Here is a 22,551-nt window from a genome sequence, read left to right as displayed (position 1 = left end):
GGTGGGGCGAAGAGGAGCGAGCGGTTGGCCGTTCCCGTCCACGACAACCCAGTGCGCCTCGTCATCGGTGAACGTGTACCGCTCTCCTACGGCTCGTCCTGCAGGCCCATGCCGACCGGCCCTTGACGGCCGTCTTCCCGCAGTTCGGAGGAGTAGCCGACCTCGACCTCCAGGCTGGGGGACGGCGTCGTGAAGCCGGCCTGGAGGGCGGCCTGCCACTGCGTGCCCATGAGTTCGCAGGTCTGCTGCACGGTCCGCCCCGGCCTGACGTTTCCCCGGATCCCCGTGCACTCCCGAGATGCGCACCGCATCCCCTCCGTGGCCTGTCGGCAGGGGCCTATCTATGGCCATTGGGTGGGGTGGATCGGTCTTCATCGAGGTGGCCTGCCGGGATGCGCGCCGGTGGACCGGGAGGGCAGCACGCCTACCTGGGTGATCAGACCGAATGGGTGGTTCCTGCGGCCGGGCGTGCTTGGTCGAGGCAGCGCTGCAGGCGGCCCAGGTAGTCGTCGAACGACTCCTCGGGGGCCCAGGTCTGGTAGGCCGTGCCGGCCGCGGCCTGGAGAAGATTGAGCTGCAGGGTGGTGCTCAGCCCGTCGCCGTGTTGCTGAACCGCCCATTCGACCAGGTCGGTGCGGAACTGTGCCCCGAAGGCCTGGGTGCGCTGGGCGAGGGCGGGGGAGGCGGCCTTCAGCCGGCGCTGCAGGGGCATCCGGTCGCGCAGGGTCTCGTTGAACCCGAGCATGATCGCGCTGAGAGAGTCCCACAGCGGCTCGTCGGCGGGGCGCTCGCTCATCAGGGCGCGCCAGTTCTCGCGTTCTTGCGGGTCCTGGTCGAAGACCACGGCTTCCTTGCCCGCGAAGTAGTTGAAGAACGTGGCCCGGGACACGTCGGCGGCTTCGGCGATCTGCTCGACGGTCGTGCCCTCGTAGCCCTGTTCCTCGAACAGCCGCAGCGCGGCGGCGCGGATGCCGCGCCAGGCGGCAAGCTTCTTGCGCTCCCTGAGATTCATCGTGGACGAGTGTACTCTCTGGACGTGTCTATAGTTAGACGCGTCCAATCTTGAGGAGTGAGTCATGAGTAAGGTCTGGTTCATCACCGGCACGTCCCGCGGCTTCGGCCGTTCCTTCGCCGAGTCCGCCCTGGAACGGGGGGACCGGGTGGCGGCGACCGCCCGCAACCTCAGCAGCCTGGACGACCTGGTGGCCAGGTACGGCGAGGCGGTGCTGCCGCTCGCGCTCGACGTCACCGACAAGTCGGCGGTCATCGCGGCGGTGCAGGCCGCGCACGAGCGGTTCGGCCGACTGGACGTGGTGGTCAACAACGCCGGCTACGGCCTGTTCGGGATGGTCGAGGAGATCACCGAGCAGCAGCTGCGCGAGCAGCTGGAGACGAACCTGTTCGGGGCGTTCTTCGTGACCCAGGCGGTGCTGCCCATCCTGCGCGAGCAGGGGGCCGGGCACATCGTGCAGATCTCCACCATCGGCGGCATCGGCGCCTTCCCCTCCCTGGGTGGCTACCACGCATCCAAGTGGGCGCTGGAGGGACTGTCGGAGTCGCTGGCCCAGGAGGTCGCCGGCCAGGGCATCAAGGTCACGCTGGTCGAGCCGGGCGGGTACGCCACCGACTGGGCGGGCAACTCGGCCGCGCACGCCGAGCCGAACCCGGTCTACGACGGAATCCGCCAGGCCATGTCCGAACGTAGTGGCGACGCCCAGTACGGCGACCCGAACGCGGCCGGCCCGGCGCTGCTGAAGATCGTCGACGCCGAGAACCCGCCGCTGCGCGTGCTGTTCGGCTCCCAGCCGTTGGACATCGTGAAGTACGTGTACGCCCAGCGGCTGCAGACCTGGGACGAGTGGAGCGAGGTCTCCCGGCAGGCCCAGGGCTGAGCCGAAATCTGCTGGATCTGAAGGAGGAGCGCGGCCATGGTGGTCACCGGTGTCGTCCTGAGCTTGCTGCTGGCCGCGCTCCTCGCGCTCACCGGCAGCGGAAAAGTACTGAATACGTCGTCCTCGCAAGGTATCCGGGATTCTCTGACGGTACCGCCGTCGTTGTGGCGGGCCATCGGCCTCTTCGAGCTGGTACTCGTCGTGGCCCTGATCCTGGGGGCCTTCCTCCCGGCGGCCACCGTGGTGGGGGCGATCGGCGTGGTGGTCCTCATGATCGGGGCGATCGTCACGAGGTTGCGGGCGCTGGGAGTCGCACAGCCGGCCGGCCTGGTGGCTGACGGCGTCGTCCTGCTTGTCGGCGTTCTCGCAGCGGTGCTCCGCACAGCCTGAGCCGGGACTCGGTCACGGCCCGGCGCTCACAGCTGAACGGCTCGCTCACAGACACTGATGTGGGCGACCCGCAGGAACCTCCCGAACGGTGAGGGGCTCAGCCGATCGGCCGGATGAGACTCACGATGCCTCCTTCTTCCGGTGGCCGAGCCCCAGGGATGCCTCAGGGACGCCACGGATCCCGAACCCGCTGCCGCCCGGACGACTCTGAGAAGAGCTCGCCGGGCGGCACGAGGCGGCCCGGCCCGAGGAGACCGAGGCCCTCCCATGCCGACCACGACCAGCGAAACACTCAGCACCCCAGCGAAAATCTCCCTGCTGTGGGTGTTCGTCTCACTCAACTACATCTACTGCGACGTGCTCGGGCACATGGACCGCCAGGTGCTCCAGGACTATCTGGCCGGTGAGATCAGCGGGGTCCAGGTCACGCAGCCGTTCCTGCTGGCGGCCGGGGCGCTGGTGGAGATCTCGTTCGTGATGGCGCTGCTGTCCCGGCTGCTGCCGGAGCGGGCCAACCGGCGGGCGAACCTGGTCGCGGGGGCCTTCCTGACCGCGGTTCAGGCGGCCACATTGACGTGGGGCACGGTGACGATCTACTACGCGTTCTACAGCGTCATCGAGATCATGGGCACCGGCTACGTGGTCTGGCTGGCCTACCGCTGGCGGTCCGGCCGGCCCTGAACCAGCGGAGGCTGGGTGCCCGAGGTCTGCCGTGGTCACGCTCGCCGCAGGGGGGAGCGGCGTAGCTGCGACGATACCCCAGCGATGCCCGGGCGAAACAGACCTGTTCTTCGTTTATGTGGTGATTTAGGGTGTGGGTCGGTCGCTGTCACGGCGGTCTGCAGCTGTGTAACGTCAAGGAGATGGCATGACCCTGCGCAAGTACTTTGCTGTTGCCGCAACCACTCTGGCCCTGACCGGTGGTGCACTTCTCGTGGGCCCGGCCAGCCCGGCGTTCGCGGCGTACAACTGCACCTTCGACCAGGATGCCCGCAACAACGCCTACGCCGGCTACTACGCGGGTAACACGACCCAGCCATCCTCTACCGGCCTGTCGCAGGCGGGTATCGAGGCGCAGTGCCTGCTGCAGTACCGCGGTTTCAGCCCGGGCACGATCGACGGCGTCTTCGGCACCAACTCGCAGAACGCCGCCAAAGCCCTCCAGCGCAAGGCGAACTCACGGTACGGCGCCGGACTGACCGTGGACGGCAAGGTCGGCCCGGCCACCTGGCCCTACCTGCGCAGCCTGAACTACAACTACCGGTAACACCTCCCGCTGGCGGGGCGGCGGGTAGAGCCTCAGCGCCCCGCCGGTACCCGTGTGTCATGCCCGACGACCTCGGGCTGCTGCCGGTAACCCACGTGCCATCCCAGCACCCACACCAGCGCCTCGGGTGAGGGGTGCCGGCGCAGCAGACGGCCCAGGCCGGCGAGGCGAGAACCGCCCCCTCGGGGCGCGGTCTGGGCCGTACTGAAACGCTTCTCCAGCAGGGCCTGAGCCCGCCCGTAACCCTTTCCCTGCTGCCACATTCCCCAGAAGGTGGAGCGAAGACGCACGTGCACCACGGCGTCCGGGGCGAACACCAGCGGCGTGCCCGCAGCCTGAACCCGCCAGCTCAGGTCCGTGTCCTCCAGAATCCGCACCTCAGGGTCGAACCCACCCACCGAGACGAAGACACTGCGCCGGATACCCAGGTTCTCGGCGCTGGCGTGAGGAAGGCCCGGCCCGAACGCGGACTCCTGCAGGCCGTCGTTCTGGGGAAGCGTGCGTGAACGAATAACTTTGGACGAGTTGAGCTGAGTCGCGTCGAGCCGCCCGGCGACGAACGGGGTCCGTTGCAGAGCAAGCATCATCTGCTCCAGCCAGTCCGGAGCGACCTCGTCGTCCGCATCACAGAACACCAGGAAGTCGGCCGTGGACGTGGCGGCGGCGACGTTGCGGGCGTACCCGGCGCCCGGGTACGCGCCCGCGTCGATGATGCGCAGACCCGGCAGGCGGTCGGTGTACTGCGCGGCGACCTGCCGGGTGTCATCGATGGAGCCGTTGTCACTGACCAGGACTTCCCAGCTGCCACGGTACGTCTGCCCGGCCAGCGCCTCGAGCTGCGCGGCCAGGGTGTGCGCCGCGTCGCGGCAGGGGATGACCACACTGACGGAAGGGCTGGCTGAAGGGCTGAGAGAAGACATGGGGGAGCCGACCTCCGAGCACGATGAGCGTGTCGTCGGACGCATCGGCGCACCCGGCGGGCGGGGCACCTTCGGCCAGCACTTCGCTGGTCATCCTGCCTGCCCAGGCGCGGCAAGTCTCCAGGTGTGCAGGCATTTGTACACACTGTTAACCCGGCCGACATCGCTGCGCCCGCGGCCGGGAGACCTCAGCTCATCGAGGCCAGCAGCTCGCGGCAGGCGCTCTCGCAGGCCCGGCACACCTCGGCGCAGATCCGGCAGTGCTCGTGCATGTCGGCGTGGCGCTCGCACTCGTCGCCGCACGAGCGGCAGGCCGCGATGCAGACCTCGAGCTGGGCGCGGATCACGGCTGTGTTGTGCCCGCTCTGCCGGCTTAGCACCCGCGCGGTGGTGGCGCAGATGTCGGCGCAGTCGTTGTCCACCCGGATGCAGTCGAGCATCCCGTCGCCCAGGCAGGCGTCGGCGCAGGCCGTGCAGGTCTGTGAGCAGGCCAGGGCCTGCTCGATCGCGGCGGCCAGCAGGTCGGGGTTGATGTCACTGGTGGCCGGAAAGCTCTTGATCATGGCCAGGACGTTGCTCATCTTTGCTCCTCAGCTGCTCGTGCGTGGACCCAGGCAACCAGCGGCGGCGTGACCACGCATTGTCAGCTACCCGTCCGCCGGGGCTCCCTCAGCCGGTTCACCAGCGCGGCGAGGTGGTCCGGGGCCTCGAGATGGGCCAGGTGGGCCTGCCCGGCGAGTTCGTGCACTGCGGCGGTGGGGACGCGACGGACGATGTCGTCGAAGGTCGTGCCGTAGGGTGCCTGACCCCGGTTGCGTTCGCCCACCACGAGGTCGATCCGGTCGGCTCTACGGGCGAGCAGGGTGGGCAGCGGGGCCTGGTTGATGGCCAGCGTCTCCTGGTAGAGCGGTGCGCTGAGCTCGCGCAGAGCCGACCAGGCGCCGGAGTCGGACCGGAGTGCCCCGACGACCTCACTGGGCATGGCGGCGACCTGCCTGAGTGCCACCTCGGCGACCTGGTCGAGGTCCTGCGCGTCGTCGGCGGCCTTCAGATCGGGCAGGGCCGGGGCTCCGAACGGAGCCATGATCGGCTCATAGGCGATCAGGTGCGCGACCGGGACCCGGTCGGCCAGGTGCAGGGCGATCAGCCCGCCGTAGCTCCACCCGAGAACGGTCTGAATGTTGCAGAAGCTGCGCAGGACGGCCGTGGCGTCCTCGATCTCCGTCTCGAGGGTGTAGGTGCTGGTCAACGGGCCGGAAGGAACCCGGCCGCGTCGGTTCACCACGGCGATCGATGGCCAGCCCTCCAGGTGCTGGGCCACGGGGCCCCAGGCGGCGGCATCGGCCATGACGCCGGGGATCACGACGATGGCCGGCCCGTCCGGGGCTCCGTACACGTCTACCTGGATCCAGCTGCCGTTGACCTGGATCTCTTTCTGGATCATCTGCTCCATAATTGGATTCTGGAACGATCGCACTAGAATCGTCAACATGACCGCCCCCACGCGCCGCACCGCCGGACGTCCCCGGTCCTTCGACCGTGCCGACGCGCTGCGCCAGGCCGCGGTCCTGTTCTGGCGCCACGGCTTCTCCGGCACCTCCACCCGGATGCTGAGCGAGGCCCTGGGTGTCTCCAGTTCCAGCCTCTACGCTGCCTTCGGCAGCAAGGCCGGGCTGTTCGACGAGGCGGTGCGCACCTACGCGCTGCGCTACAGCGCCATCTACGAACGCGCCGTGGCCGAGCCCTCCCTCGCCCGGGTTCTCGAACGGGTGCTGATCGACTCCGTCGAGGAGTTCAGCCGCGTCGAGCAGGGGCACCCCGGCTGCCTGACCAGCAGTGCCGTCATGGCCGACACCTCGGCCACCCTCGACGTGCGCACCTATGTCGCTGATCTGCAACGGGCCGACGAGGCGCTCCTGTGCACCCGGATCGAGCAGGCCCGGGCCGACGGCGACCTCCCGGCAGCCACCGACCCGATCGTGCTGACCGAGCTGGTACAGGCTCTCTGGCAGGGCCTTTCGGTCCGCTCGGACCTGGGAGCCGGTCGGGACGAACTGCTCGGCGCAGCCCGGTTCGCCCTCACCCTCATCGCTTCGCCCGGGCGTTCCTGAGCCCGTCAGCCTTCACTCTTCGCGACGGTCGTGCGTGGTCGCACGCCTCTGAGTGCTCACCCGTGGGCAGTCCGTACAGCGGGGCGAAGGCGAAGTGAAAGCGCGGCGGGGGAGTGTTGTTGCACCGGACAAGCCACGGCGAACAACGGTTTTCCGGTGGTCCAGCATCCATCTCAGAAGGAGTTGCGACATGAAGGACACCACCGTGTACGAGGCGCCCGCCATCGCCGAGATCGGCGACTTCGCCCGGGTGACCCTGGGCCGCCCGGTCTGGGGCTTCGACAGCAAGGACCAGTGCGTCATCTTCAACTGCCAGTGACGACGTCGTAGTCCCTCCGCTTGGAGGGATGCGACCGGTTCAGCCATTTCGTCAGAAGGAGAACGACCATGCAGCACGACGTTTACGAAGCGCCCGCCATCGCCGAGATCGGCGACTTCGCCCGGGTGACCCTGGGCCGCCCCGTCTGGGGTTTCGACAGCAAGGACCAGTGCGTCATCTGGAACTGCGAGTAATTCGCCCCTGTGGCCGCGCCGGTTCGCCGGCGCGGCCACAGGCCCCTCGCCCTCGCTGCGCCTGACACGCGTGGTCCACCAACGCTTGGGACAATGGTGATGACTGTGGAATTCGTTGTTCTGCCTGACCGTGAAGGCGCCGGTCAGGCCCTCGAAGCCCTGAATGCCCTGGATCCCCACAATCTTCAGGACCGGCGCCATGTTCTGCGCCACGCCTCGGGCCGGCCCTGGATCGTGGGCCAGTGGTCCGAGGACGTTCTCGTACAGGTCACGCTCGGAGACCTGCGGGTCGCGGTGGTCGGCTTCTGCGGCAGCGACCGCGCTGCCCTGACCGATGTGCTCGCCCCGGTCAAGGACCTGCGTGACCTCGATCGTGTGGTCCGCAGGTTGCACGGCAGCTTCCACCTGGTCGCCAGCCTGGGCGGGCGCATTCGTTTCCAGGGCAGCATCTCCGGTTTCCACAAGGTGTTCTACGCGCGCGCCGGTGGAACCGTCCTGGCCGCCACCGGCTCCCGGCTGCTGGCCGAGGTCACCGGCGCCGAGGTCGCCGACGAGAACCTGGCCCTCCAACTGCTTTCCCCCAGCCGCCCCTGGCCCCTGAACGAACGCTCGGTCTGGCGGGGCATCACCCCGCTGGGCATGGGCGAGTACCTGGACATCAGCCCCGACGGCAGCGCCCGGCCGGTGCGCTGGTGGAACCCGCCGGCCCCCGAGACCTCCCTCGTCGAAGGCACTCTGGCGCTACGCGAAGCCCTGCTGGAGTCGGTGGACGCCCGCACCCGCAACATGGAGCGCATCAGCGCCGACCTGTCCGGGGGCATGGACTCCACCAGCCTGTCGTACCTGGCCGCCCGCTCCGAGGCCCGGCTGCTGACACTGCGCTGGGTGTCCGAGGACGCGGCGGGCGACGACAGTCACTGGGGTGAGGTCGCCGCCGAAGGCCTGCCGCAGGCCGAGCACCTGGTGCTGCCCGGGCGCGAACTACCGCGCTGGTACGCCGGTCTGACCAACGACGACGCGGACCTGGACGGGCCCTACGCCTGGACCCGGGCCCGCAGCCAGGTGGAGTACCTGGTGCGCCAGATGGCCGAGCGCGGATCGACGCGCCACCTGTCCGGCGACGGCGGCGACGAACTGTTCTTCCTCACCCCGAACTACCTGCACACCCTGGTGCGGCGCAAGCCCTTCCGCTCCATCGCGCACCTACGCTCCTACCAGGCCATGACCCGCGCCTCCACCCGGAACATGGTCGGCGGGCTGCTGCCGTCGCCGTCGTTCGGCGAATGGTTCGCCCAGTCGGCGCAGGGCCTGCGCACACCCGCCGACAAGGTCGGCAACCGGCTGGACTTCGGCTGGGGCGCCAGCCCGATCATGCCGCCGTGGGCCACCGGCGCCGCCGTCGAGGCGGCCCGAGCCGCCATGCTCCAGGTCGCCGCCTCCGGCCAGGAACCACTGTCGGACCTGCGGGCCCAGCACGGGTCCCTGCAGGACGTGCGCTCCGGCGCCGAGACGGCCCGGCGCACCAACCTGCTCAGCTCCCGTCACGGAGTCTCCTGGCACTCGCCGTTCTACGACGACCGGGTGCTGGAGGCCGCCCTGGCGATCCGATTCGACGAGCGGGCCGACCCGCACCTGTACAAGCCGGCCCTGGCCGCGGCGATGCGGGGGATCGTGCCGGACCGGCTGCTCGGCCGGGCCACGAAGGCCGAGTTCAGCGCCGACGCCTACGCCGGCTTCCGCAAGCACCGCCCCGAACTGCTGCAGCTGTGCGAGGACTCCGAACTGGCGCGCCGGGGCCTGATCGACGCCGAGGCGCTGCGGGCGGCCGTGCTGGGCCTGCACACCTCGTCACGCACCCTGATCGTCCTCGACGGCACCCTGGCCGCCGAGGCCTGGCTGCGATCGCTGACTGCCGCGCAGCAGCGCTCCCCGAAACTGACGGAGGTGGCGTCGTGAAGCTCTCCACGACGATGATCCTGACCGAGACCGACCAGGGCATGGTGCTGCTGGACGAACGGGCCGGCCGCTACTGGCAGCTGAACTCCACCGGCGCCACCGTGCTGCAACGCCTGAAGCAGGGCGCCAGCGTGCAGGAGGCGATCGACGAGCTGGCCCGGTCCCGGCCCGAGGCCGCCGACCGGATCGCCGTCGACGTGCGCGCCTTCGTGGACAACCTGCAGGCCGCCGGGGTGGTCCGGCCATGAGCATGTCGGTCAGCCTGGAGACGTCCGAACACCTGCCCTGGCGCCGGCGCACCACCGCCCAGCTGGCGGTCGGGGTGGCCCGGCAACTGATCCGGCTCTCGCCCGGCCACCTGCGCCAGGTGCTCACGCTGCTCAGTCGCCGCACCCGGCCCGCCACCCTGGAGCAGGCCCTGGCCGCCCGCGCCGCGGTGGTCTCGGTCAGCGTGCGCTGCGCCGGGCAGGGCTGCCTGCAGCGCTCGGTGGCCACGGTGCTGCTGTGCCGCCTGGCCGGGACCTGGCCGGACTGGTGCACCGGCGTGCGCACCGAACCCTTCCGGGCCCACGCCTGGGTGGAGGTCGAGCGGCGACCGGTCGGTGAGGGACCGGAGGCACCGTTCTTCCGCCCGGTCATCACGGTCCGGCACCCCGGAACGCGGCCGGAGCAGGCATCCACCACTGGCACGAGGTGACTGAGGGAGGTAGATCATGGAAGACCAGATCCTGATCGGCGCCCGGTTCCTGCTGGCCGCCGTCTTCGGCATCGCCTTCATCGGAAAGGCGCGCAGCCTGCAACGTTTCCGTGGCTTCGTGGTCTCGGTGGTCCGGCTCAGCGGCACCACCGAACGCACGGCCCGCCCGGTCGCCGCCACGGTCGTCCTCCTGGAGGGCATTGCCACCGGGCTCCTGCTGTTCGCGACCACCGCCTGGTGGGGCCTGCTGCTGGCGACCGCCCTGCTCACCCTCTTCCTGGGGGTGATCGCCCGGGCCGTACGGGCCGGGGTGCTGGCCGAGTGCCGCTGCTTCGGCGGCTCCGGGGCGGCGATGAGCTACCCGATGCTGATCCGCAACGGCATCCTCATCGCGGCCGCCCTCCCCGGCCTGGTGCACGGGTTGTTGCACGGCCTCGACCAGCCGGCCTTCGCCTGGCCGGGCTCGCTGGCCGCCGCAGCCGTCGGCGTCGGGCTGGCCCTGGCCATGGTGCGCTACTACGACAGCCTCGCCGAGATGCTTCTGGTGCGCCTGGCCCCGCCCCGCCCGCCGGTCCCGGCGGGAGCTGACCGGTCATGAACGAGACCATGGTGCAGACCCGTGACCTGAGCAAGACGTACGGGCGGGTCCAGGCGCTGTCCGAGGTGAACGTGAGCGTGCCCACCGGTTCGGTGCTCAGCATCCTGGGGCACAACGGGGCCGGTAAGACCACCCTGGTCAACATCCTGGCCACCCTCGCGCACCCCAGCTCCGGGCAGGCGTTCGTGGCCGGTTACGACGTGGTCCGCCAGCCTCACCAGGTGCGCCAGACCATCGGCCTGACCGGCCAGTTCGCGGCGGTCGACGAGCAGCTGCCGGGCCTGGAGAACCTGGTGCTGATCGCCCGGCTGCTGGGCGCCGGCCGCCGCCAGGCCCACGCCCGGGCCCACGAGCTGCTGGAGATGTTCGAGCTGACCGAGGCCGCCCGGCGCCTGGTGCGCACCTACTCGGGCGGGATGCGCCGGCGCCTCGACGTGGCGGCCAGCCTGCTCGGCTCACCCGGCCTGCTGTTCCTCGACGAGCCCACCACCGGCCTCGACCCGGCCGCCCGGATGGGCGTGTGGCAGATCGTGCGGAGCCTGGTCGCTCAGGGCACCACCGTCCTGCTCACCACCCAGTACCTGGACGAGGCCGACCGGCTGGCCGACTCCGTCGTGGTGATGTCGGACGGCGTCGTCGTCGCCTCCGGCACCCCGCAGAACCTCAAGGAACGCGTGGGCCGGCGCACCGTGCAGGTCACCGTGCCCAGCCCTCACGACGGCCCGCGCGCCGTCGCCGCCCTCGACCGGGCCGGGCTGGCCCCGGCCGCCGACCTGCCCGCCCGCACCGTCACCGTGCCCCTGCAGTCCCCCCGCGACACCGCCACAGTGGTGCGTGCCCTGGACGAGGCCGGGGTCGAGGTGGACGAGCTGACCCTGCGCGAACCGAGCCTGGACGACGTGTTCATCGCCTACACCCGCACCGGCCGGGGGAGGACCCCATGACCACCGTCGACCTGGACACCCCGGCCCCCCAGCAGCCCGGCCACCACCGGCCACCGGCCCACTCCCGCGGCACCGGCACCGCCCGGCAGATCCTGCTGCTGACCAGCCGCTCGGTGCGCGCCCTGGTCCTGGACCCGCGGGCCATCCTGCTCAGCCTGCTGATGCCGCTGCTGATGCTGCTGGCCTTCAGCCAGATCTTCGCCACCATGGCCGCCTCCACCTCGATCCTGCCCCAGGGCGGCTCCTACCTGGAGTACCTGCTGCCGGCGATCATGGTGAACACCGCCATGCAGTCCGGGCTGCAGGCCGGAAGCACCCTCACCGAGGAGATGCGCAACGGCATCGTGGCCCGCTTCCGGGCCATGCCCATCTGGCTCGGCTCGGTCCTGGTGGCCCGCAGCCTGGCCCACCTCACCCGCAGCCTGCTGCAACTGGTCATCCTGCTGCTGCTGGCCACCGTCGGTTTCGGCTTCTCACCGCCCGGCGGCTTCACCGGCACCACCCTCGCGCTGGCCGTGGCCATCGTGGTCGGCGGCGGCATGGGCTGGATCTCGATCGCCCTGGCCTCCTGGCTGCGCAACGCCGACCTCATGCAGGACATGGCCGCCTTCCTGCTGCTGCCGCTGCTGTTCGCCTCCAGCGCCTTCGTCCCGGTCGACTCCCTGCCCACCTGGCTGGCCACCATCGCCAAGGTCAACCCCCTGACCTACGGCATCGACGCCGCCCGGGGCCTGACCCTGGGAGAGCCGCACATCGGCGCCACGCTCGCGGCCCTGACCGTCAGCATCACGGCCTGCGGCATCTGCATGGCGGTGGCGGTGCGCGGCTTCCGCCGTCCTCTGTGACCGCGAAAGCCGCACTCCGCGACCGAGGCGCGACCGACGTCCATTGTTGGACGCAGTTGTGGGGTTGAGGCGGTGCATGGGGGCCCGGTCGGGCGGACCCCCGTGCACCGCCTCAACGCGGTGGTTCTCCGCGCATGATCTGCACCTGCAACTGCCGCAGTTCCGGACCCGGTTCCAGACCGAACGCGGCCCGGAAACGCTGCCGTGCACTGGCGTACACGTCCAGCGCCTCCACCCGCCGGCCGCGATCGGCCAGCGCCCGCATGAGCAGCAGGATGAACCGCTCGCGGTAGGGATGCGTGCTGGTCGCGCCGCGCAGGTCAGCGATCAGTTCGGTGGTGGGTGCCGCGGTGACCACGTCGAGTTCACTGCGCCGTTCGAGCGCGCTGAGCCATTCCTCGGTCAGAGCCGGGACGACCGTGTCCTGGATGTAGGCCGAGCGCACGTCACTGAGGAACGGCCCGCTGCGCAGGCTCAAGGCCCGGGTGAGCACCTCGGCCTCGGCGGCCAGATCCTGGTTCTGGTTGTGCCGGCGCGCCTGCGCGACCAGGGCCCGGAAACGCAGCAGGTCAACGGATTCGGACGGCGGGGCGAGCCGGTACCCGTCGGCGGTGGTCTCCACGGCGGTGCACAGGCCCGGGTGGGCGGCGGCCAGCGTGTGCCGAAGACGGGTGACGTAGGTCTGCAGCACCGCCCGGGGGCGGCGCGGCGGGTCGTCTTCCCAGACGTACTCGGTCAGCCGGTCGACGGCCACGTCCTGGTTCGCGTGGACCAGCAGGGCCGCCAGCAGAGAGCGTTGCTTTCCCTTGGGCAGGCGCTGCGGCCGGCCGGCGACGCTCAGCCGCAGTGGTCCGAGCAGCGAAAAATGGACGTCCTTGGTGGTAGAGGCAGTGCTCACCTGCATTCCCCCTCGCGAAGTCACGGTGCGATGCCCTGCAATGCCACAGGGAGCTGGTGAGCTCGACGACGACAGGAGCCCCCTCGCGACGCGCCGACCCGTTCCCCCCGGCTCGGCCAAACCTATATTAACGGGACATTACGACCGTGCACCCTTTGCGGCCAAGAGTGTGAAAGTGCGGGTCTGCGCTCCTGCAGTGCCGTGAGTCGATCAGGGGCGTTCGAATCCGGTCACGACGACGTGTCCCTCGCTGAAACCGGCCGCCCGATCGGTGATCGCATCGAGGGTCGCGGCGGCACTGGTGCAGGCGAACCCGTATTTCGCCCGCACCCGGTCCGAGGCGATGGTCAGGGCCTGGTCGCAGCGCTGCACGAAATCAGCCACCGGGTAACGGTTGCCGGGCGTCAGAAAGCCCTCGATCACCAGGGACGGTGAATAGCAGCTCTGGGTGCGGCCGTCGGGCCAGGTCACGGTGAAGTACATCTCGGGCATGGGTCTGACCTATCGGTAGGTGTCCGGGCGGCGTTCGTTCAGGTGGTCGAGGACCCGGCGGGCCGCGGCGATCTCGGTCTCGACGTCGAGGGTGGCGACCGCCAGACCGGCCTTCGCCCAGGTGCGGGCCAGGATGTCGCCGCCCGGGCCGACCACCTTGGCCTGCCCCAGGAAGCGCATCCCGCCCAGAGCTCCGGTCTGGTTCGCGGACGCCAGCACCACCTGGTTCTCCGCAGCCCGGGAACGGTCGTAGAGGTCGAACAGCCGGGACTGCCGGTCCTGGTTCATGCGCGGGGCCCGGTTGCTGATGTTCGTGGGCCAGGCCGACAGGCAGGCGACTATGCCCGCCCCGTCGAGCGCGAGGGAACGCGCCGACTCCGGAAAGGTCTTGTCGTAGTCGATGAGCATGCCCATCCGCCCGACCGGGGTGTCGAAGGCGTCGAAGGAGTCCCCGGGCGTGTAGACCTTCTCCTCGCCGCGGGGCAGGTGCACCTTGCGGTGGCGGCCGAGCACCCCGTCCCCGCTGACGCACACGGCGCTGTTGTAGGAGGTCCCGTCGTCGCCCGACTCGCGGTAGCCGACGCACACGACCATGCGGGCCGCAGCCGCGGCGACTGCGCCCAGTAGTTCGTGATCGGGTTCCAGGGCCGGGGGCAGCCGGTCCATGTCGGGGTCACGCAGGTCGGCCAGGTATCCGCCGAGGGCGGCGTCGGGCAGCACGAGCAGGTCTGCGCCCGACTTCCGGGCCTGCTCGATGAGTGTGCGTACCCGGGCCAGGTCGAAATCCAGGTCCCGGCCGAAACTGGCGGCTGCGGCCGCGATGGTCACCCCCGTGCTCATGGTTCAGCCGACGGGCTCGAGCGAGGCGTAGGCGGCCGGCCGCCGGTCGCGCAGGTGTCCCATCGCCCGGCGCGCAGAGGCCAGCGTGTCCTCGACGTCCAAGGTGGTCACCGCCATCCCCTCGCCGACTCCGGTGCCTGACAGCACGTCCCCACCGGGGCCGACGATCTTCGAACTGGCCACGAACCGCAGTGAGCCGAAGCTGCCGCTCTGGTTGGCCGAGAGCCAGACGATCTGGTTCTCCAGGGCACGCGCAGCGTCGAAGAGGTCGAAACGCTGCTTCCAGCGGTCGTCCTCGATGCGCTCGGGAGCATTCGTGCGGCTGCCCGGCCAGGCCGAGACGCACACCACGATCTGGGCGCCGTCCAGGGCCAGGGCCCGGGCCGACTCCGGGAAGGCCTTGTCGTAGCAGATGACCATCCCGATCCGGCCGACCGGGGTGTCGAAGGCCCGGAAGCCGGATCCGGCGGTGTAGTGCGCGTCTTCACGCAGCGGCTGGTGCACCTTGCGATGGTTGCCGAGCACTCCCGAGCCGTCCACGCACACCACGCTGTTGTAGACCTTGCCGTCCTCGCCCTCTTCGCAGTACCCGGCGCAGACCACCATGTCGCCGGCCAGGGCTGCGAGCCGGGCGATCTCCGGTCCGTCGACGCGGAAGGCAGGCGGCGGCGGGGCACTTCCCCGCAGGTCGCTCAGATAACCGCCGAGTGCGGCCTCGGGCAGGGCCAGCAGGTGCACCCCCTGACCGCGGGCCTGCTCGATCAGGGCCGCGATGCGGGCGAAGTCGCCCTCCAGGTCGCGGTCGAAGGGTGCTGAGACGACGCCCAGCGTGACGGTGCTCATGTCGTGTCTCCCATGCTTGTCGAAGAGCCCAGCCCGGTCACACCACCGGTGATCACGGTGGTGAGTTCCCCGTCGGGCCAGCGCAGCTGCACTCCGGAACCCTCGACGAGTTCACCGCAGTGAGCGCTCACGGCCGGGCCGGCCCCGGGATCGCCCGCGGCCCGGTCCTCGGCGGTGAGCATGCCGAATCCGGGGAAGCAGGTGAGCCAGTCCCCGGCGCTGGCGGCCAGGGGACGAGGGACCTGGCCGACGTCGAGAACGGCCGCGCACCCGCTGGCCTCGGCCAGCATCCCCAGTGTGCCCGCGACACCGGCCATCGAGACGTCCTTGGCCGCGGCGGGACGGGTCCGGGCCACCATGGCGGTCATGGCCCGCAGTTCGGTGGTGGTGCGATGTGAGGAGGAGTCCCACTGGCGTCCGCGGTACCCCGGGCGCCAGGCTCCACCGATGTCGGTCGTGAGCCGGATGCGATGGCCGGGGCGGCCGCCGCTACCGGGCACCGGATGATCGGTGCGTCCCAGCGCGGTCACGCTCAGGGCGGCCGGGACCCCGAGCTGGGTGTGCCCGCCGATCAGGGGGACTCCGTAGGCCTGGGCGGCCCGCCGTAGACCGTGCAGGATCCGCGCGGCGAACGAGGCGTCACGGGCCCCGACGGCGTCCAGCAGCGCCACCGGTGACGCGCCCATCGCGGACAGGTCGTTGATGTTCACCAGGACCGAGCACCAGCCGGCCCACTCGGGGTCACGTTCGACCATGGAGGGCAGGATGGCGTCACAGGCGGCGACCAGGTCGGAGCCCGGCACCGGGGCCCCGTCGTCGCCCAGGAACCCCGGCCCACCGAGGCCGGTTCCCACGAACGGCGCCAAGAGCCCGCCCAGGTCCTTCTTGGTGGCCTCGGCCAGGGCCTGGATCCGTCCGACCGGCCAGCGCATCAGCTCGTGCGGACGACCGTGGAGGTCGATGGTGCGCAGGTGGTCCCAGCCGAGCTTGGCGAAGAATGAGCGATAGCGGGCCTGCACCGTCGCGTCGAAACGCAGGACGCCCTCGGCCTCGGCCCGGGCACAGGCGGCCCGCACGAGTGCGGCACCGGCGCCGGCGCTGCCCTTGGTGACCAGCCGCCCGCCCTGCCACCAACCCACGTCGCGGCCGGGCAGGACCGGGCCGAGCCGGACCCCGCCGATCACCGTGCCGTCGCCGGAGCGGGCCACCAGGACCACCGTCCGCTCGTCGGCGTCGTGCTCGTCGAGGTCACTGTTCTCGAACAGGCCCTGTTCGACCACGAACTGCTCCCGGCGCAGCCGGTGGTAGGCCGCAAGGCTGGTCCTGTCCGCGTCCTCGATGACGAAGTGGCGAGGACGCTCGCGTCCGGCGAGATCGTGCAGCAGGGCCGCGCCCAGTTCGCCGGAGTCGCCGAGAAGCAGGCTCATCCGCCTGCTGCCTTCAGTGCGCTGCAGGCACCGCAGGCGGCACAGCCGGCCCCCTGGTCGTCGCCCGACATGCCGGCCTCGCGCAGCAGGGCGCCGACGCGGACGGTGATCTCGGCGACGACGGACGCCGGTGCCGTGGTGGCGCCGTCCCGACGGGCCAGCGTGCCCAGCATCGGGCGCATCGGCACGACGAACGGGTACACGCCCCGCTCGATCAGCGACCTCGCCCCGGCGACGAGCTCGTCGGGGGTCTCGCCCAGGCCGATCAGCAGGTAGGTGGAGACCTTGTTGCGCCCGAAGACCCGCACGGCCTCGTCCCAGGCCGCCTCGTACTCGGCCATCGGCACACTGCCCTTGCCGGGCATCCACTTGCGGCGCAGCTCGTCGTCCATGCTCTCGACGTGGATGCCGATCGCCTCGGCCCCGGCGTCCTTCAGGTCCTGGATCACCGACAGGGTCTTCGGTGGCTCGATCTGGACCTGGATCGGCAGCCCGGGCACGGCCTGCCGCACCGCCCGGACCGAGCGCACCAGATTGCGTGCGCCGCGGTCCGGGCCGGTGGTGGTGCCGGTGGTCATCACCATCTGACGCACCCCGTCCAGGCGCACCGCCGCCTCGGCCACCTCGGCCAGCTGCGCGGGCGTCTTCGCGGCGATCGTCGCACCCCGGGTGAGCGACTCCTCGATGGCGCAGAACCGGCAGCGCTCCGCCTCGGCGTAGCGGATGCAGGTCTGCACCACGGTGGTGGCCAGTACGTCCTGGCCGTGCAGCAGAGCGATCTTCTCGTAGGGGACACCGTCGGCGGTGCGCAGATCGTAGAACTTCGGCCGCTGCACGGTGTTCACGCTCAGGCCGAGATCGATGCGGCCCTCGTAGACCCGGCCCTGGCGGATCACGTAGGGGCTGTCGGCAACGATGGGCAGGGCCGCGTTCTCGCCGTCGAGAACCAGGTGCCCGTCGTCGCTCGGCCCGGCGCCCTTGCTGCGCCGCACCGGAGCGTCGACGCGCACGCCGTGCACCGCGAGGTTCACTCTCGTGACGGTGTCCATGACGAGATCCTCAGATCATGTAGGTCGAGTTGATGATGGCGCCCTTGCGCGCGTAGTGGATCAGCGCGTCCTGCACGTCCAGGGGGTGGGTGGGGATGACGCCCTCGATCAGGTCCTCTTCCCGGGCGCCGTGCAGGGACAGGCCGAAGCGGCAGCAGTAGACCTTGCCACCCTCCTTGATGAACGTGGCCAGCGAGGAGTTGATGTTGTGCTCACCGGGGAAGGCGCTGGTGCCGGTGGTCGGGAAGCCACGCGTGGCGAGGGCGTTGAGCGAACCCGGGCCGTAGAAGTAGATGGCCGACTCGAAGCCCTTGCGCAGGGCGCGGGTGGCCTGCAGGATCGCCACGAAGCTGACGGACGACTCGTGGGCGATGCCGTGCACCAGGGTGAAGTACGACTCGCCGTTCTCGGCCTGGTAGTCGGGAAAGACCTTGGTGCCGCCGTAGATGCTGGACCCCTCGGGCAGAGAGGGGTGCGGGATCTCGTTGAGCGACTGCTGCTCGAGGTCGGTGAGTTCGGTCATGGTCGTGCCTTTCACTCGTAGAGCTCGGTGAACGTTGCGTGGAGCGCGAGGTCGGCCAGCTCGCCGTCCCCGAAACCTGATTTCAGACGGGCGTACTCACCTTCGAAGTCACCCCAGGGCTGGTCGCTGGCGAACAGCACCCGGTCGTGGCCGACACCGCGCCGCTCGATCTCCTGGGCCAGCCAGCGCGGTGCGAACCCGATCGCCCAGGACAGGTCGGTGTAGACCTGCTTACCCTGCTCGATCCAGTCGAAGAACCTTCCTCCGATGAGCTTCATGTGCCCGCTCATCCCGCCGCCGAGATGCACCAGGTGCAGTTTCACCTCGTCGGCGTAGTCCTCGACGAGACGGCCGATCTCGTCGACGTCGCTGCCTCCGCCCGGACTGGTGTGCACGTGCACCACCAGGTCGTGGGCCCGGGCGGCGGCGAAGACCGCGTCCAGACCCGGCCGGACGTCGTCGTCACCGACCCGGCCGCCCAGCAGGAAACTGAGCTTGAGCGCCCGGACGCCCTCTTCGCCGGCGAGTGCGAGGGCCTGGGCGGTGAGGGCGGCGTCCTGCGGCTTGGCCGACACCCAGAGCCCGGCCCGGATGCGGTCGTCGGTCTGGGCGGCCTCGACCACGAGTTCGTTGAAGCCGAAGGCGAGATCGGCCTGCGGGACCCCGTAGTTGGGGATCACCAGAGCCCGCTCGGTCTTCTCGGCGTCGAGATCTGCGATGAGTTGCTGGATGGTGGACCGTGCAGTGACGTCGGCGCGGATCGGGGGACCACCGTAGAAGGGGAACGCCGGCAGTACCCCGAGGTGACGGTGCGCGTCGCAGTGGTTCATGCCACCTGCAGGGTGCTCTGGGCGGTGCGCAGGATCTGCTCGGTGAGGTACCGGGCGTCCTCGCCGACCCCGCGGAAGCGCCCGGACCCCCAGGTCCACTGCCAGGGAAGACCCAGGACGTACAGTCCCGGCATGCTGGTGACGCCGCGATGGTGGGTGGGATAGCCCCGGCCGTCGAAGACGGGCAGGTTCACCCAGCGGTAGTCGGCGTCGAACCCGGTGGACCACACCACCGAAGTGATGCCGCTGTCGATCAGGTCGACCTGCTGGGTCATCTGAGCTTCTGGCTCCCAGACCGGCGTGTAACGCTGTTCCGTCGGCTGGTTCAGACCCGCGCGCTCGATGTACGCGTCGATGAGGTCCTTGATGCCTTCCATCACCGCGTCGGCGCCGTCCAGGTTCTGCTTCAGATCTTGGGCGAAATGGGCCGTCGACCCGGTGATGTCGCGCAGGCGCCCGTGCAGGCGCATGCCGTCGCGGGCGAAGACACGAAGGTCGAGGTCACGGCCTCCGTCGCGACCGGTCACGTAGTGGTTGACCTTGTGGCGGGTGCTCTCCTGGTCGGCGAACTCGGTGATGCCCTTGGTGTAGTGGCCGATCTCGTCGAGCCAGGTCATGCAGTCGCGGCCACGGTAGGAGCGTGCCACACGAGGGGCGTTCCCGGTGGCCAGGTGCACGACACGGCCTGCCAGGTGCAGATCTTCGGCGATCTGGCACCCGGACTGACCGGTGCCGACGACCAGGGTCGCCCCGTCGGGCAGTTGGGCCGGGTTCTTGTAGTCGGCGGAGTGGATCTGCACGATGTCGCTGGGCAGACGCTCGGCGAACCTGGGGATTCGCGGAAGGTGGTAGGCGCCGGTCGCGATGACGACCTGGGAGGCGAAGAGGCGCCCGCGGCTGGTGCGCAGCTCGAAGCGGTGACCGTTGTGCGACAGTCGCGTGACCTCGACCCCCTGGTGCAGGGGAGGGGTGGTCTTGGCGGCGTAGTCCCGCAGGTAGTCGACGATCTCGTCGCGAACCATGAACCCGTCCGGGTCGCCGGCTGAGTACTCGTGCCCGGGTAGCAGGCACTGGTAGTTCGGCGTCACCAGAGAGAAGCTGTCCCAGCGCCTTTCGGACCATTCGAAACCGACCTGGTGGCGTTCGAGGACGACGTGCTCGACCTGGGCGGCCGAGAGGCAGTAGCTGGCGGCGAGGCCGGCCTGGCCGCCACCGATGACCGCGACCGGAACGTGCCGGCCGTCCAGGCCACCTGCGAGGAGGTGCCCCGCGAGGTCGTCATGTGCCTTCATGTCGAACAGTCAAGGGCGCATAAATTGCCGGAGTGTTTCCTCCGGAACACTTCTGGATGACGAGCGTTACGTTCTGCTGTCTGTCGCCTGATAGCGACAAGATTTGCAGCAGAACGCATTTGGGCCGCATCCTGGTGCGATGCGCATCAGCCTGCTCACGTACTCCACCCGCCCGCGTGGGGGCGTGGTGCACACCCTGGCGCTGGCCGAGGCGCTGGCCCGGTCAGGGCAGGACGTCACGGTGTGGACGTTGGCCCGCGGCGGCGACGAGACGTTCTTCCGGGCTGTCGACCCGGCGGTCGAGGTGCGGGCCGTGCCGTTCCCGGCTCGTGACGGTGAGTCGGTGGGGCAACGGATCCTGCGGTCCATCGCAGTCCTGGGCCAGGCCTTCGAGGGCACCTACGACATCGTGCACGCCCAGGACTGCATCAGCGCCAATGCGGTACCGGGCCACCTGCGCACCGTGCATCACCTCGACACGTTCACCACACCGGAACTGGTTGCCTGCCACGAGCGGGCGATCACGCAGCCCGCCGCGCACGTCTGCGTCTCGTCGTCGGTGGCCGGTGAGCTGGCGGCCGGCTGGGGCATCGAGGCAACGGTCATTCCCAACGGTGTCGACACCGCACGCTTCTCCGGGGCCGAGCCGGACGGTTCGTGGAAGTCGAAGTACGGAGACTTCGTCCTCGCCGTCGGCGGTATCGAGCCGCGCAAGGGTACGGCCGACCTGGTGCGAGCCATGGCCACGGTCCAGTCCGAACGGCCGGACGTGGGGCTGCTGATCGCCGGCGGGGAGACCCTGTTCGACTACCGGGACTATCGGGCAACCGTGGAGGCGCTGATCTCCTCGCTGGGGGTACGAGTGGATGTGCTGGGCCCCGTCCCGGACCCCGATCTACCGGAACTGGTCGCCTCGTGTGCGGTCTTCGCCTTCCCCAGCACCGCTGAAGGGTTCGGTCTGGCGGCGATGGAAGCTCTGGCGGCCCGGCGTCCGGTCGTCGTGCGCGACCTTCCCGTCCTTCGGGAGGTGTTCGGCGATGCCGTCCGCTTCGCGACCGGTACCTCCGCGCTGGCCGAGGCGCTGCTGACCGACCTGGCCGGCCCGGCCGACCCGGAGAGACTCGAAAGAGGGCACGCCCTGGCGACGGCCCACACCTGGGAAGCTGCGGCGACCGCGCATCTGGATCTGTACCGACGGCTCATCGAGCAGGGGGTTGCGGTCGGGACTGGGCCCCGCAACTGACGACGGCACATCCCATCGACCCTGAGTAGGCGAGGCCGGGTATTGCGTGTTCGACCCTTTTGGGCACCTCTGCCCATGAACCGTCTAACGTCATCAGACGCAACCGTCGGACGTTGGAAGGACACCTCATGCTCTGCCCTTGCCGCCCAGGCGCCGTGACCGCCGTTGCCCTGGCGGGGCTGCTCGCGCTGGGCGCATGCGCCGGTGAGCCCACGGTGAAGCAGGTGTCCGATGCCACGGCCGCCCCGGTCGATGTCTCCCCGTCCGCCGAGGCCCCGACCCAGACCGAGGCTCAGCCCAAGGCCGGCTGCAAGGTGGGCGGCGTGGACATCCCGGCCGACGCCGGGGTGGGCCTGGCCGGTGACCTGGACGGGGACGGGCAGGACGACCAGGTGTGGCTGGGCCTGAAGGGGGACAAGCGGCTGCTCGGTGTGCGCACCGCCAGTGGGGCCAGTTTCGCCACCAGTTTCACCGCCGACCAGGTGGAGAACGCCCAGGCCTCGGCCGTCGGCAACCGGCTGGGCGACGGCACCGCGATCATCCTGCTGGCCACCGCCTACAGCGCAGCGCTCTACGCGGTGATCGACTGCAAGATCGTGCCGAGCATCAACCTTCAGGGCAACCAGTACACCTTCGACCTGGGCATGAACGGCCGCGGCACCGGGGTGGCCTGCCCGGCCAAGGGCAAGAAGCGTTACCTGGCCGGGTTCAACGCCAAGCAGGACGACGCCGACAGCAGCGACCGGGTGATCCGCACCCGGATCGACCTCAGCGAGAAAGGCGCCCGGGCCGACAACGGCAAGGAAACCGATCTGGGCAACGTTGGCTACGACTCGCCGGTGACCATGCTCGCCTACGGCGTGACCTGCGGCGACGCCGAGGCTGCGCTGGAACCGGAGCGTTCCTAGGAAGTTCTGATAAAGTCTACCGACCTAGTAGAGATGACGGGTGCGGCGGCGCACCCCGAGCAGCCGGAGGCCC

Annotated in this window: 29 protein-coding genes; 15 read left to right on the top strand and 14 right to left on the bottom strand. The window is 70.0% G+C overall.

The window, feature by feature from the left end; translation table 11 throughout:
- Nucleotides 1-86: 86 nt before the first annotated feature.
- Nucleotides 87-251, bottom strand: a complete 165-nt coding sequence (locus tag LWF15_RS24155) for a hypothetical protein (RefSeq protein ID WP_232813198.1) — start codon at nt 249-251, stop codon at nt 87-89.
- 185 nt (nt 252-436) lie between these two features.
- Nucleotides 437-1,012 carry a TetR/AcrR family transcriptional regulator gene (locus LWF15_RS24150; RefSeq protein ID WP_232813197.1) on the bottom strand — a complete coding sequence of 192 codons (576 nt, stop codon included), beginning with the start codon at nt 1,010-1,012 and terminating at the stop codon, nt 437-439.
- Nucleotides 1,013-1,076: 64 nt separating this feature from the next.
- Here LWF15_RS24150 and LWF15_RS24145 point away from each other — a divergent pair, with 64 nt between their 5' ends.
- The 4 genes from LWF15_RS24145 to LWF15_RS24130 all read left to right on the top strand — a co-directional run bounded on the left by LWF15_RS24145 (nt 1,077) and on the right by LWF15_RS24130 (nt 3,549).
- Nucleotides 1,077-1,892, top strand: coding sequence for an SDR family oxidoreductase (locus tag LWF15_RS24145; protein WP_232813196.1), 816 nt, complete (start codon nt 1,077-1,079; stop codon nt 1,890-1,892).
- 36 nt (nt 1,893-1,928) lie between these two features.
- Nucleotides 1,929-2,282, top strand: coding sequence for a DoxX family protein (locus LWF15_RS24140; RefSeq protein WP_232813195.1), 354 nt, complete (start codon nt 1,929-1,931; stop codon nt 2,280-2,282).
- Nucleotides 2,283-2,549: 267 nt separating this feature from the next.
- Entirely contained in the window at nt 2,550-2,963 is a 414-nt protein-coding gene (locus LWF15_RS24135; RefSeq protein WP_232813194.1) for a DUF6326 family protein, read from the top strand.
- A 187-nt stretch (nt 2,964-3,150) separates the two neighbouring features.
- Complete coding sequence (locus LWF15_RS24130; RefSeq protein WP_232813193.1) at nt 3,151-3,549, top strand: peptidoglycan-binding domain-containing protein; 399 nt, start codon at nt 3,151-3,153, stop codon at nt 3,547-3,549.
- Between the two features lie 32 nt (nt 3,550-3,581).
- Here the strand turns inward: LWF15_RS24130 and LWF15_RS24125 are convergent, their stop codons facing one another.
- The 3 genes from LWF15_RS24125 to LWF15_RS24115 all read right to left on the bottom strand — a co-directional run bounded on the left by LWF15_RS24125 (nt 3,582) and on the right by LWF15_RS24115 (nt 5,922).
- The gene (locus LWF15_RS24125; RefSeq protein WP_232813192.1) at nt 3,582-4,469 is read right to left on the bottom strand and encodes a glycosyltransferase; all 888 of its coding nucleotides are present in this window, start codon (nt 4,467-4,469) and stop codon (nt 3,582-3,584) included.
- Nucleotides 4,470-4,657: 188 nt separating this feature from the next.
- On the bottom strand, nt 4,658-5,050 hold the full coding sequence (locus LWF15_RS24120; RefSeq protein WP_232813191.1) for a hypothetical protein: 393 nt from the start codon (nt 5,048-5,050) through the stop codon (nt 4,658-4,660).
- Nucleotides 5,051-5,112: 62 nt separating this feature from the next.
- The gene (locus tag LWF15_RS24115; RefSeq protein ID WP_232813190.1) at nt 5,113-5,922 is read right to left on the bottom strand and encodes an alpha/beta fold hydrolase; all 810 of its coding nucleotides are present in this window, start codon (nt 5,920-5,922) and stop codon (nt 5,113-5,115) included.
- Nucleotides 5,923-5,959: 37 nt separating this feature from the next.
- On the opposite strand from LWF15_RS24115, the gene LWF15_RS24110 reads away from it, so the two are divergent.
- The 9 genes from LWF15_RS24110 (at nt 5,960) to LWF15_RS24070 (ending at nt 12,133) form a co-directional block, all read left to right on the top strand.
- Entirely contained in the window at nt 5,960-6,580 is a 621-nt protein-coding gene (locus LWF15_RS24110; RefSeq protein ID WP_232813189.1) for a TetR/AcrR family transcriptional regulator, read from the top strand.
- 190 nt (nt 6,581-6,770) lie between these two features.
- The gene (locus LWF15_RS24105) at nt 6,771-6,899 is read left to right on the top strand and encodes a lasso RiPP family leader peptide-containing protein (RefSeq protein WP_232813188.1); all 129 of its coding nucleotides are present in this window, start codon (nt 6,771-6,773) and stop codon (nt 6,897-6,899) included.
- Nucleotides 6,900-6,967: 68 nt separating this feature from the next.
- Nucleotides 6,968-7,093 (top strand): lasso RiPP family leader peptide-containing protein, encoded by a 126-nt coding sequence (locus LWF15_RS24100; RefSeq protein ID WP_232813187.1) that lies wholly within the window; start codon nt 6,968-6,970, stop codon nt 7,091-7,093.
- 105 nt (nt 7,094-7,198) lie between these two features.
- A complete protein-coding gene (locus LWF15_RS24095; RefSeq protein ID WP_232813186.1) occupies nt 7,199-9,049 on the top strand; it encodes an asparagine synthase-related protein in 1,851 nt (616 codons plus the stop codon).
- On the top strand, nt 9,046-9,297 hold the full coding sequence (locus LWF15_RS24090) for a lasso peptide biosynthesis PqqD family chaperone (protein ID WP_232813185.1): 252 nt from the start codon (nt 9,046-9,048) through the stop codon (nt 9,295-9,297). The genes LWF15_RS24095 and LWF15_RS24090 overlap by 4 nt, the downstream gene beginning before the upstream one ends.
- Nucleotides 9,294-9,746, top strand: coding sequence for a lasso peptide biosynthesis B2 protein (locus LWF15_RS24085; protein WP_232813184.1), 453 nt, complete (start codon nt 9,294-9,296; stop codon nt 9,744-9,746). Before LWF15_RS24090 ends, LWF15_RS24085 begins: the two co-directional genes overlap by 4 nt.
- 16 nt (nt 9,747-9,762) lie before the next feature.
- Nucleotides 9,763-10,344, top strand: coding sequence for a MauE/DoxX family redox-associated membrane protein (locus tag LWF15_RS24080; protein WP_232813183.1), 582 nt, complete (start codon nt 9,763-9,765; stop codon nt 10,342-10,344).
- Nucleotides 10,341-11,288, top strand: a complete 948-nt coding sequence (locus LWF15_RS24075) for an ATP-binding cassette domain-containing protein (RefSeq protein WP_232813182.1) — start codon at nt 10,341-10,343, stop codon at nt 11,286-11,288. The genes LWF15_RS24080 and LWF15_RS24075 overlap by 4 nt, the downstream gene beginning before the upstream one ends.
- Nucleotides 11,285-12,133, top strand: a complete 849-nt coding sequence (locus tag LWF15_RS24070; RefSeq protein ID WP_232813181.1) for an ABC transporter permease — start codon at nt 11,285-11,287, stop codon at nt 12,131-12,133. The genes LWF15_RS24075 and LWF15_RS24070 overlap by 4 nt, the downstream gene beginning before the upstream one ends.
- Nucleotides 12,134-12,245: 112 nt before the next feature.
- Here the strand turns inward: LWF15_RS24070 and LWF15_RS24065 are convergent, their stop codons facing one another.
- The 9 genes from LWF15_RS24065 to LWF15_RS24025 all read right to left on the bottom strand — a co-directional run bounded on the left by LWF15_RS24065 (nt 12,246) and on the right by LWF15_RS24025 (nt 20,327).
- A complete protein-coding gene (locus tag LWF15_RS24065) occupies nt 12,246-13,031 on the bottom strand; it encodes an AfsR/SARP family transcriptional regulator (protein WP_232813180.1) in 786 nt (261 codons plus the stop codon).
- Between the two features lie 210 nt (nt 13,032-13,241).
- The gene (locus LWF15_RS24060) at nt 13,242-13,523 is read right to left on the bottom strand and encodes an MSMEG_0570 family nitrogen starvation response protein (protein WP_232813179.1); all 282 of its coding nucleotides are present in this window, start codon (nt 13,521-13,523) and stop codon (nt 13,242-13,244) included.
- A 9-nt stretch (nt 13,524-13,532) separates the two neighbouring features.
- Complete coding sequence (locus tag LWF15_RS24055) at nt 13,533-14,363, bottom strand: carbon-nitrogen hydrolase family protein (protein ID WP_232813178.1); 831 nt, start codon at nt 14,361-14,363, stop codon at nt 13,533-13,535.
- 3 nt (nt 14,364-14,366) lie between these two features.
- Nucleotides 14,367-15,206 carry a carbon-nitrogen hydrolase family protein gene (locus LWF15_RS24050; protein ID WP_232813177.1) on the bottom strand — a complete coding sequence of 280 codons (840 nt, stop codon included), beginning with the start codon at nt 15,204-15,206 and terminating at the stop codon, nt 14,367-14,369.
- Nucleotides 15,203-16,633, bottom strand: coding sequence for an MSMEG_0567/sll0787 family protein (locus LWF15_RS24045; protein WP_232813176.1), 1,431 nt, complete (start codon nt 16,631-16,633; stop codon nt 15,203-15,205). The genes LWF15_RS24050 and LWF15_RS24045 overlap by 4 nt, the downstream gene beginning before the upstream one ends.
- On the bottom strand, nt 16,630-17,682 hold the full coding sequence (locus LWF15_RS24040) for an MSMEG_0568 family radical SAM protein (protein WP_232813175.1): 1,053 nt from the start codon (nt 17,680-17,682) through the stop codon (nt 16,630-16,632). Before LWF15_RS24040 ends, LWF15_RS24045 begins: the two co-directional genes overlap by 4 nt.
- Before the next feature lie 10 nt (nt 17,683-17,692).
- Entirely contained in the window at nt 17,693-18,205 is a 513-nt protein-coding gene (locus LWF15_RS24035) for an MSMEG_0572/Sll0783 family nitrogen starvation response protein (protein WP_232813174.1), read from the bottom strand.
- An 11-nt stretch (nt 18,206-18,216) separates the two neighbouring features.
- Complete coding sequence (locus tag LWF15_RS24030; protein WP_232813173.1) at nt 18,217-19,035, bottom strand: amidohydrolase family protein; 819 nt, start codon at nt 19,033-19,035, stop codon at nt 18,217-18,219.
- Complete coding sequence (locus tag LWF15_RS24025; protein ID WP_232813172.1) at nt 19,032-20,327, bottom strand: MSMEG_0569 family flavin-dependent oxidoreductase; 1,296 nt, start codon at nt 20,325-20,327, stop codon at nt 19,032-19,034. The genes LWF15_RS24030 and LWF15_RS24025 overlap by 4 nt, the downstream gene beginning before the upstream one ends.
- 139 nt (nt 20,328-20,466) lie before the next feature.
- On the opposite strand from LWF15_RS24025, the gene LWF15_RS24020 reads away from it, so the two are divergent.
- Both LWF15_RS24020 and LWF15_RS24015 read left to right on the top strand, forming a co-directional pair.
- Complete coding sequence (locus LWF15_RS24020) at nt 20,467-21,570, top strand: MSMEG_0565 family glycosyltransferase (RefSeq protein WP_232813171.1); 1,104 nt, start codon at nt 20,467-20,469, stop codon at nt 21,568-21,570.
- Nucleotides 21,571-21,725: 155 nt separating this feature from the next.
- Nucleotides 21,726-22,478, top strand: a complete 753-nt coding sequence (locus LWF15_RS24015) for a hypothetical protein (protein ID WP_232813170.1) — start codon at nt 21,726-21,728, stop codon at nt 22,476-22,478.
- The last annotated feature ends 73 nt before the right edge of the window (nt 22,479-22,551 follow it).

This window comes from Kineosporia rhizophila, assembly GCF_021277265.1.
Taxonomy (GTDB): Bacteria; Actinomycetota; Actinomycetes; order Actinomycetales; family Kineosporiaceae; genus Kineosporia; species Kineosporia rhizophila.
Note: the sequence above shows the minus strand (reverse complement) of the source record. Positions and strands in the feature narration are given on the sequence as shown.

Bases quoted from the DNA above. Each gene is read 5' to 3' on its own strand.
- LWF15_RS24115 (WP_232813190.1), bottom strand. From the start codon at position 5,922: ATGGAGCAGATGATCCAGAAAGAGATCCAGGTCAACGGCAGCTGGATC.
- LWF15_RS24030 (WP_232813173.1), bottom strand. From the start codon at position 19,035: ATGAACCACTGCGACGCGCACCGTCACCTCGGGGTACTGCCGGCGTTC.
- LWF15_RS24035 (WP_232813174.1), bottom strand. From the start codon at position 18,205: ATGACCGAACTCACCGACCTCGAGCAGCAGTCGCTCAACGAGATCCCG.
- LWF15_RS24110 (WP_232813189.1), top strand. From the start codon at position 5,960: ATGACCGCCCCCACGCGCCGCACCGCCGGACGTCCCCGGTCCTTCGAC.
- LWF15_RS24080 (WP_232813183.1), top strand. From the start codon at position 9,763: ATGGAAGACCAGATCCTGATCGGCGCCCGGTTCCTGCTGGCCGCCGTC.
- LWF15_RS24130 (WP_232813193.1), top strand. From the start codon at position 3,151: ATGACCCTGCGCAAGTACTTTGCTGTTGCCGCAACCACTCTGGCCCTG.
- LWF15_RS24050 (WP_232813177.1), bottom strand. From the start codon at position 15,206: ATGAGCACCGTCACGCTGGGCGTCGTCTCAGCACCCTTCGACCGCGAC.
- LWF15_RS24075 (WP_232813182.1), top strand. From the start codon at position 10,341: ATGAACGAGACCATGGTGCAGACCCGTGACCTGAGCAAGACGTACGGG.
- LWF15_RS24140 (WP_232813195.1), top strand. From the start codon at position 1,929: ATGGTGGTCACCGGTGTCGTCCTGAGCTTGCTGCTGGCCGCGCTCCTC.
- LWF15_RS24020 (WP_232813171.1), top strand. From the start codon at position 20,467: ATGCGCATCAGCCTGCTCACGTACTCCACCCGCCCGCGTGGGGGCGTG.
- LWF15_RS24040 (WP_232813175.1), bottom strand. From the start codon at position 17,682: ATGGACACCGTCACGAGAGTGAACCTCGCGGTGCACGGCGTGCGCGTC.
- LWF15_RS24100 (WP_232813187.1), top strand. From the start codon at position 6,968: ATGCAGCACGACGTTTACGAAGCGCCCGCCATCGCCGAGATCGGCGAC.
- LWF15_RS24085 (WP_232813184.1), top strand. From the start codon at position 9,294: ATGAGCATGTCGGTCAGCCTGGAGACGTCCGAACACCTGCCCTGGCGC.
- LWF15_RS24025 (WP_232813172.1), bottom strand. From the start codon at position 20,327: ATGAAGGCACATGACGACCTCGCGGGGCACCTCCTCGCAGGTGGCCTG.
- LWF15_RS24105 (WP_232813188.1), top strand. From the start codon at position 6,771: ATGAAGGACACCACCGTGTACGAGGCGCCCGCCATCGCCGAGATCGGC.
- LWF15_RS24070 (WP_232813181.1), top strand. From the start codon at position 11,285: ATGACCACCGTCGACCTGGACACCCCGGCCCCCCAGCAGCCCGGCCAC.
- LWF15_RS24120 (WP_232813191.1), bottom strand. From the start codon at position 5,050: ATGAGCAACGTCCTGGCCATGATCAAGAGCTTTCCGGCCACCAGTGAC.
- LWF15_RS24055 (WP_232813178.1), bottom strand. From the start codon at position 14,363: ATGAGCACGGGGGTGACCATCGCGGCCGCAGCCGCCAGTTTCGGCCGG.
- LWF15_RS24060 (WP_232813179.1), bottom strand. From the start codon at position 13,523: ATGCCCGAGATGTACTTCACCGTGACCTGGCCCGACGGCCGCACCCAG.
- LWF15_RS24045 (WP_232813176.1), bottom strand. From the start codon at position 16,633: ATGAGCCTGCTTCTCGGCGACTCCGGCGAACTGGGCGCGGCCCTGCTG.
- LWF15_RS24150 (WP_232813197.1), bottom strand. From the start codon at position 1,012: ATGAATCTCAGGGAGCGCAAGAAGCTTGCCGCCTGGCGCGGCATCCGC.
- LWF15_RS24145 (WP_232813196.1), top strand. From the start codon at position 1,077: ATGAGTAAGGTCTGGTTCATCACCGGCACGTCCCGCGGCTTCGGCCGT.
- LWF15_RS24125 (WP_232813192.1), bottom strand. From the start codon at position 4,469: ATGTCTTCTCTCAGCCCTTCAGCCAGCCCTTCCGTCAGTGTGGTCATC.
- LWF15_RS24135 (WP_232813194.1), top strand. From the start codon at position 2,550: ATGCCGACCACGACCAGCGAAACACTCAGCACCCCAGCGAAAATCTCC.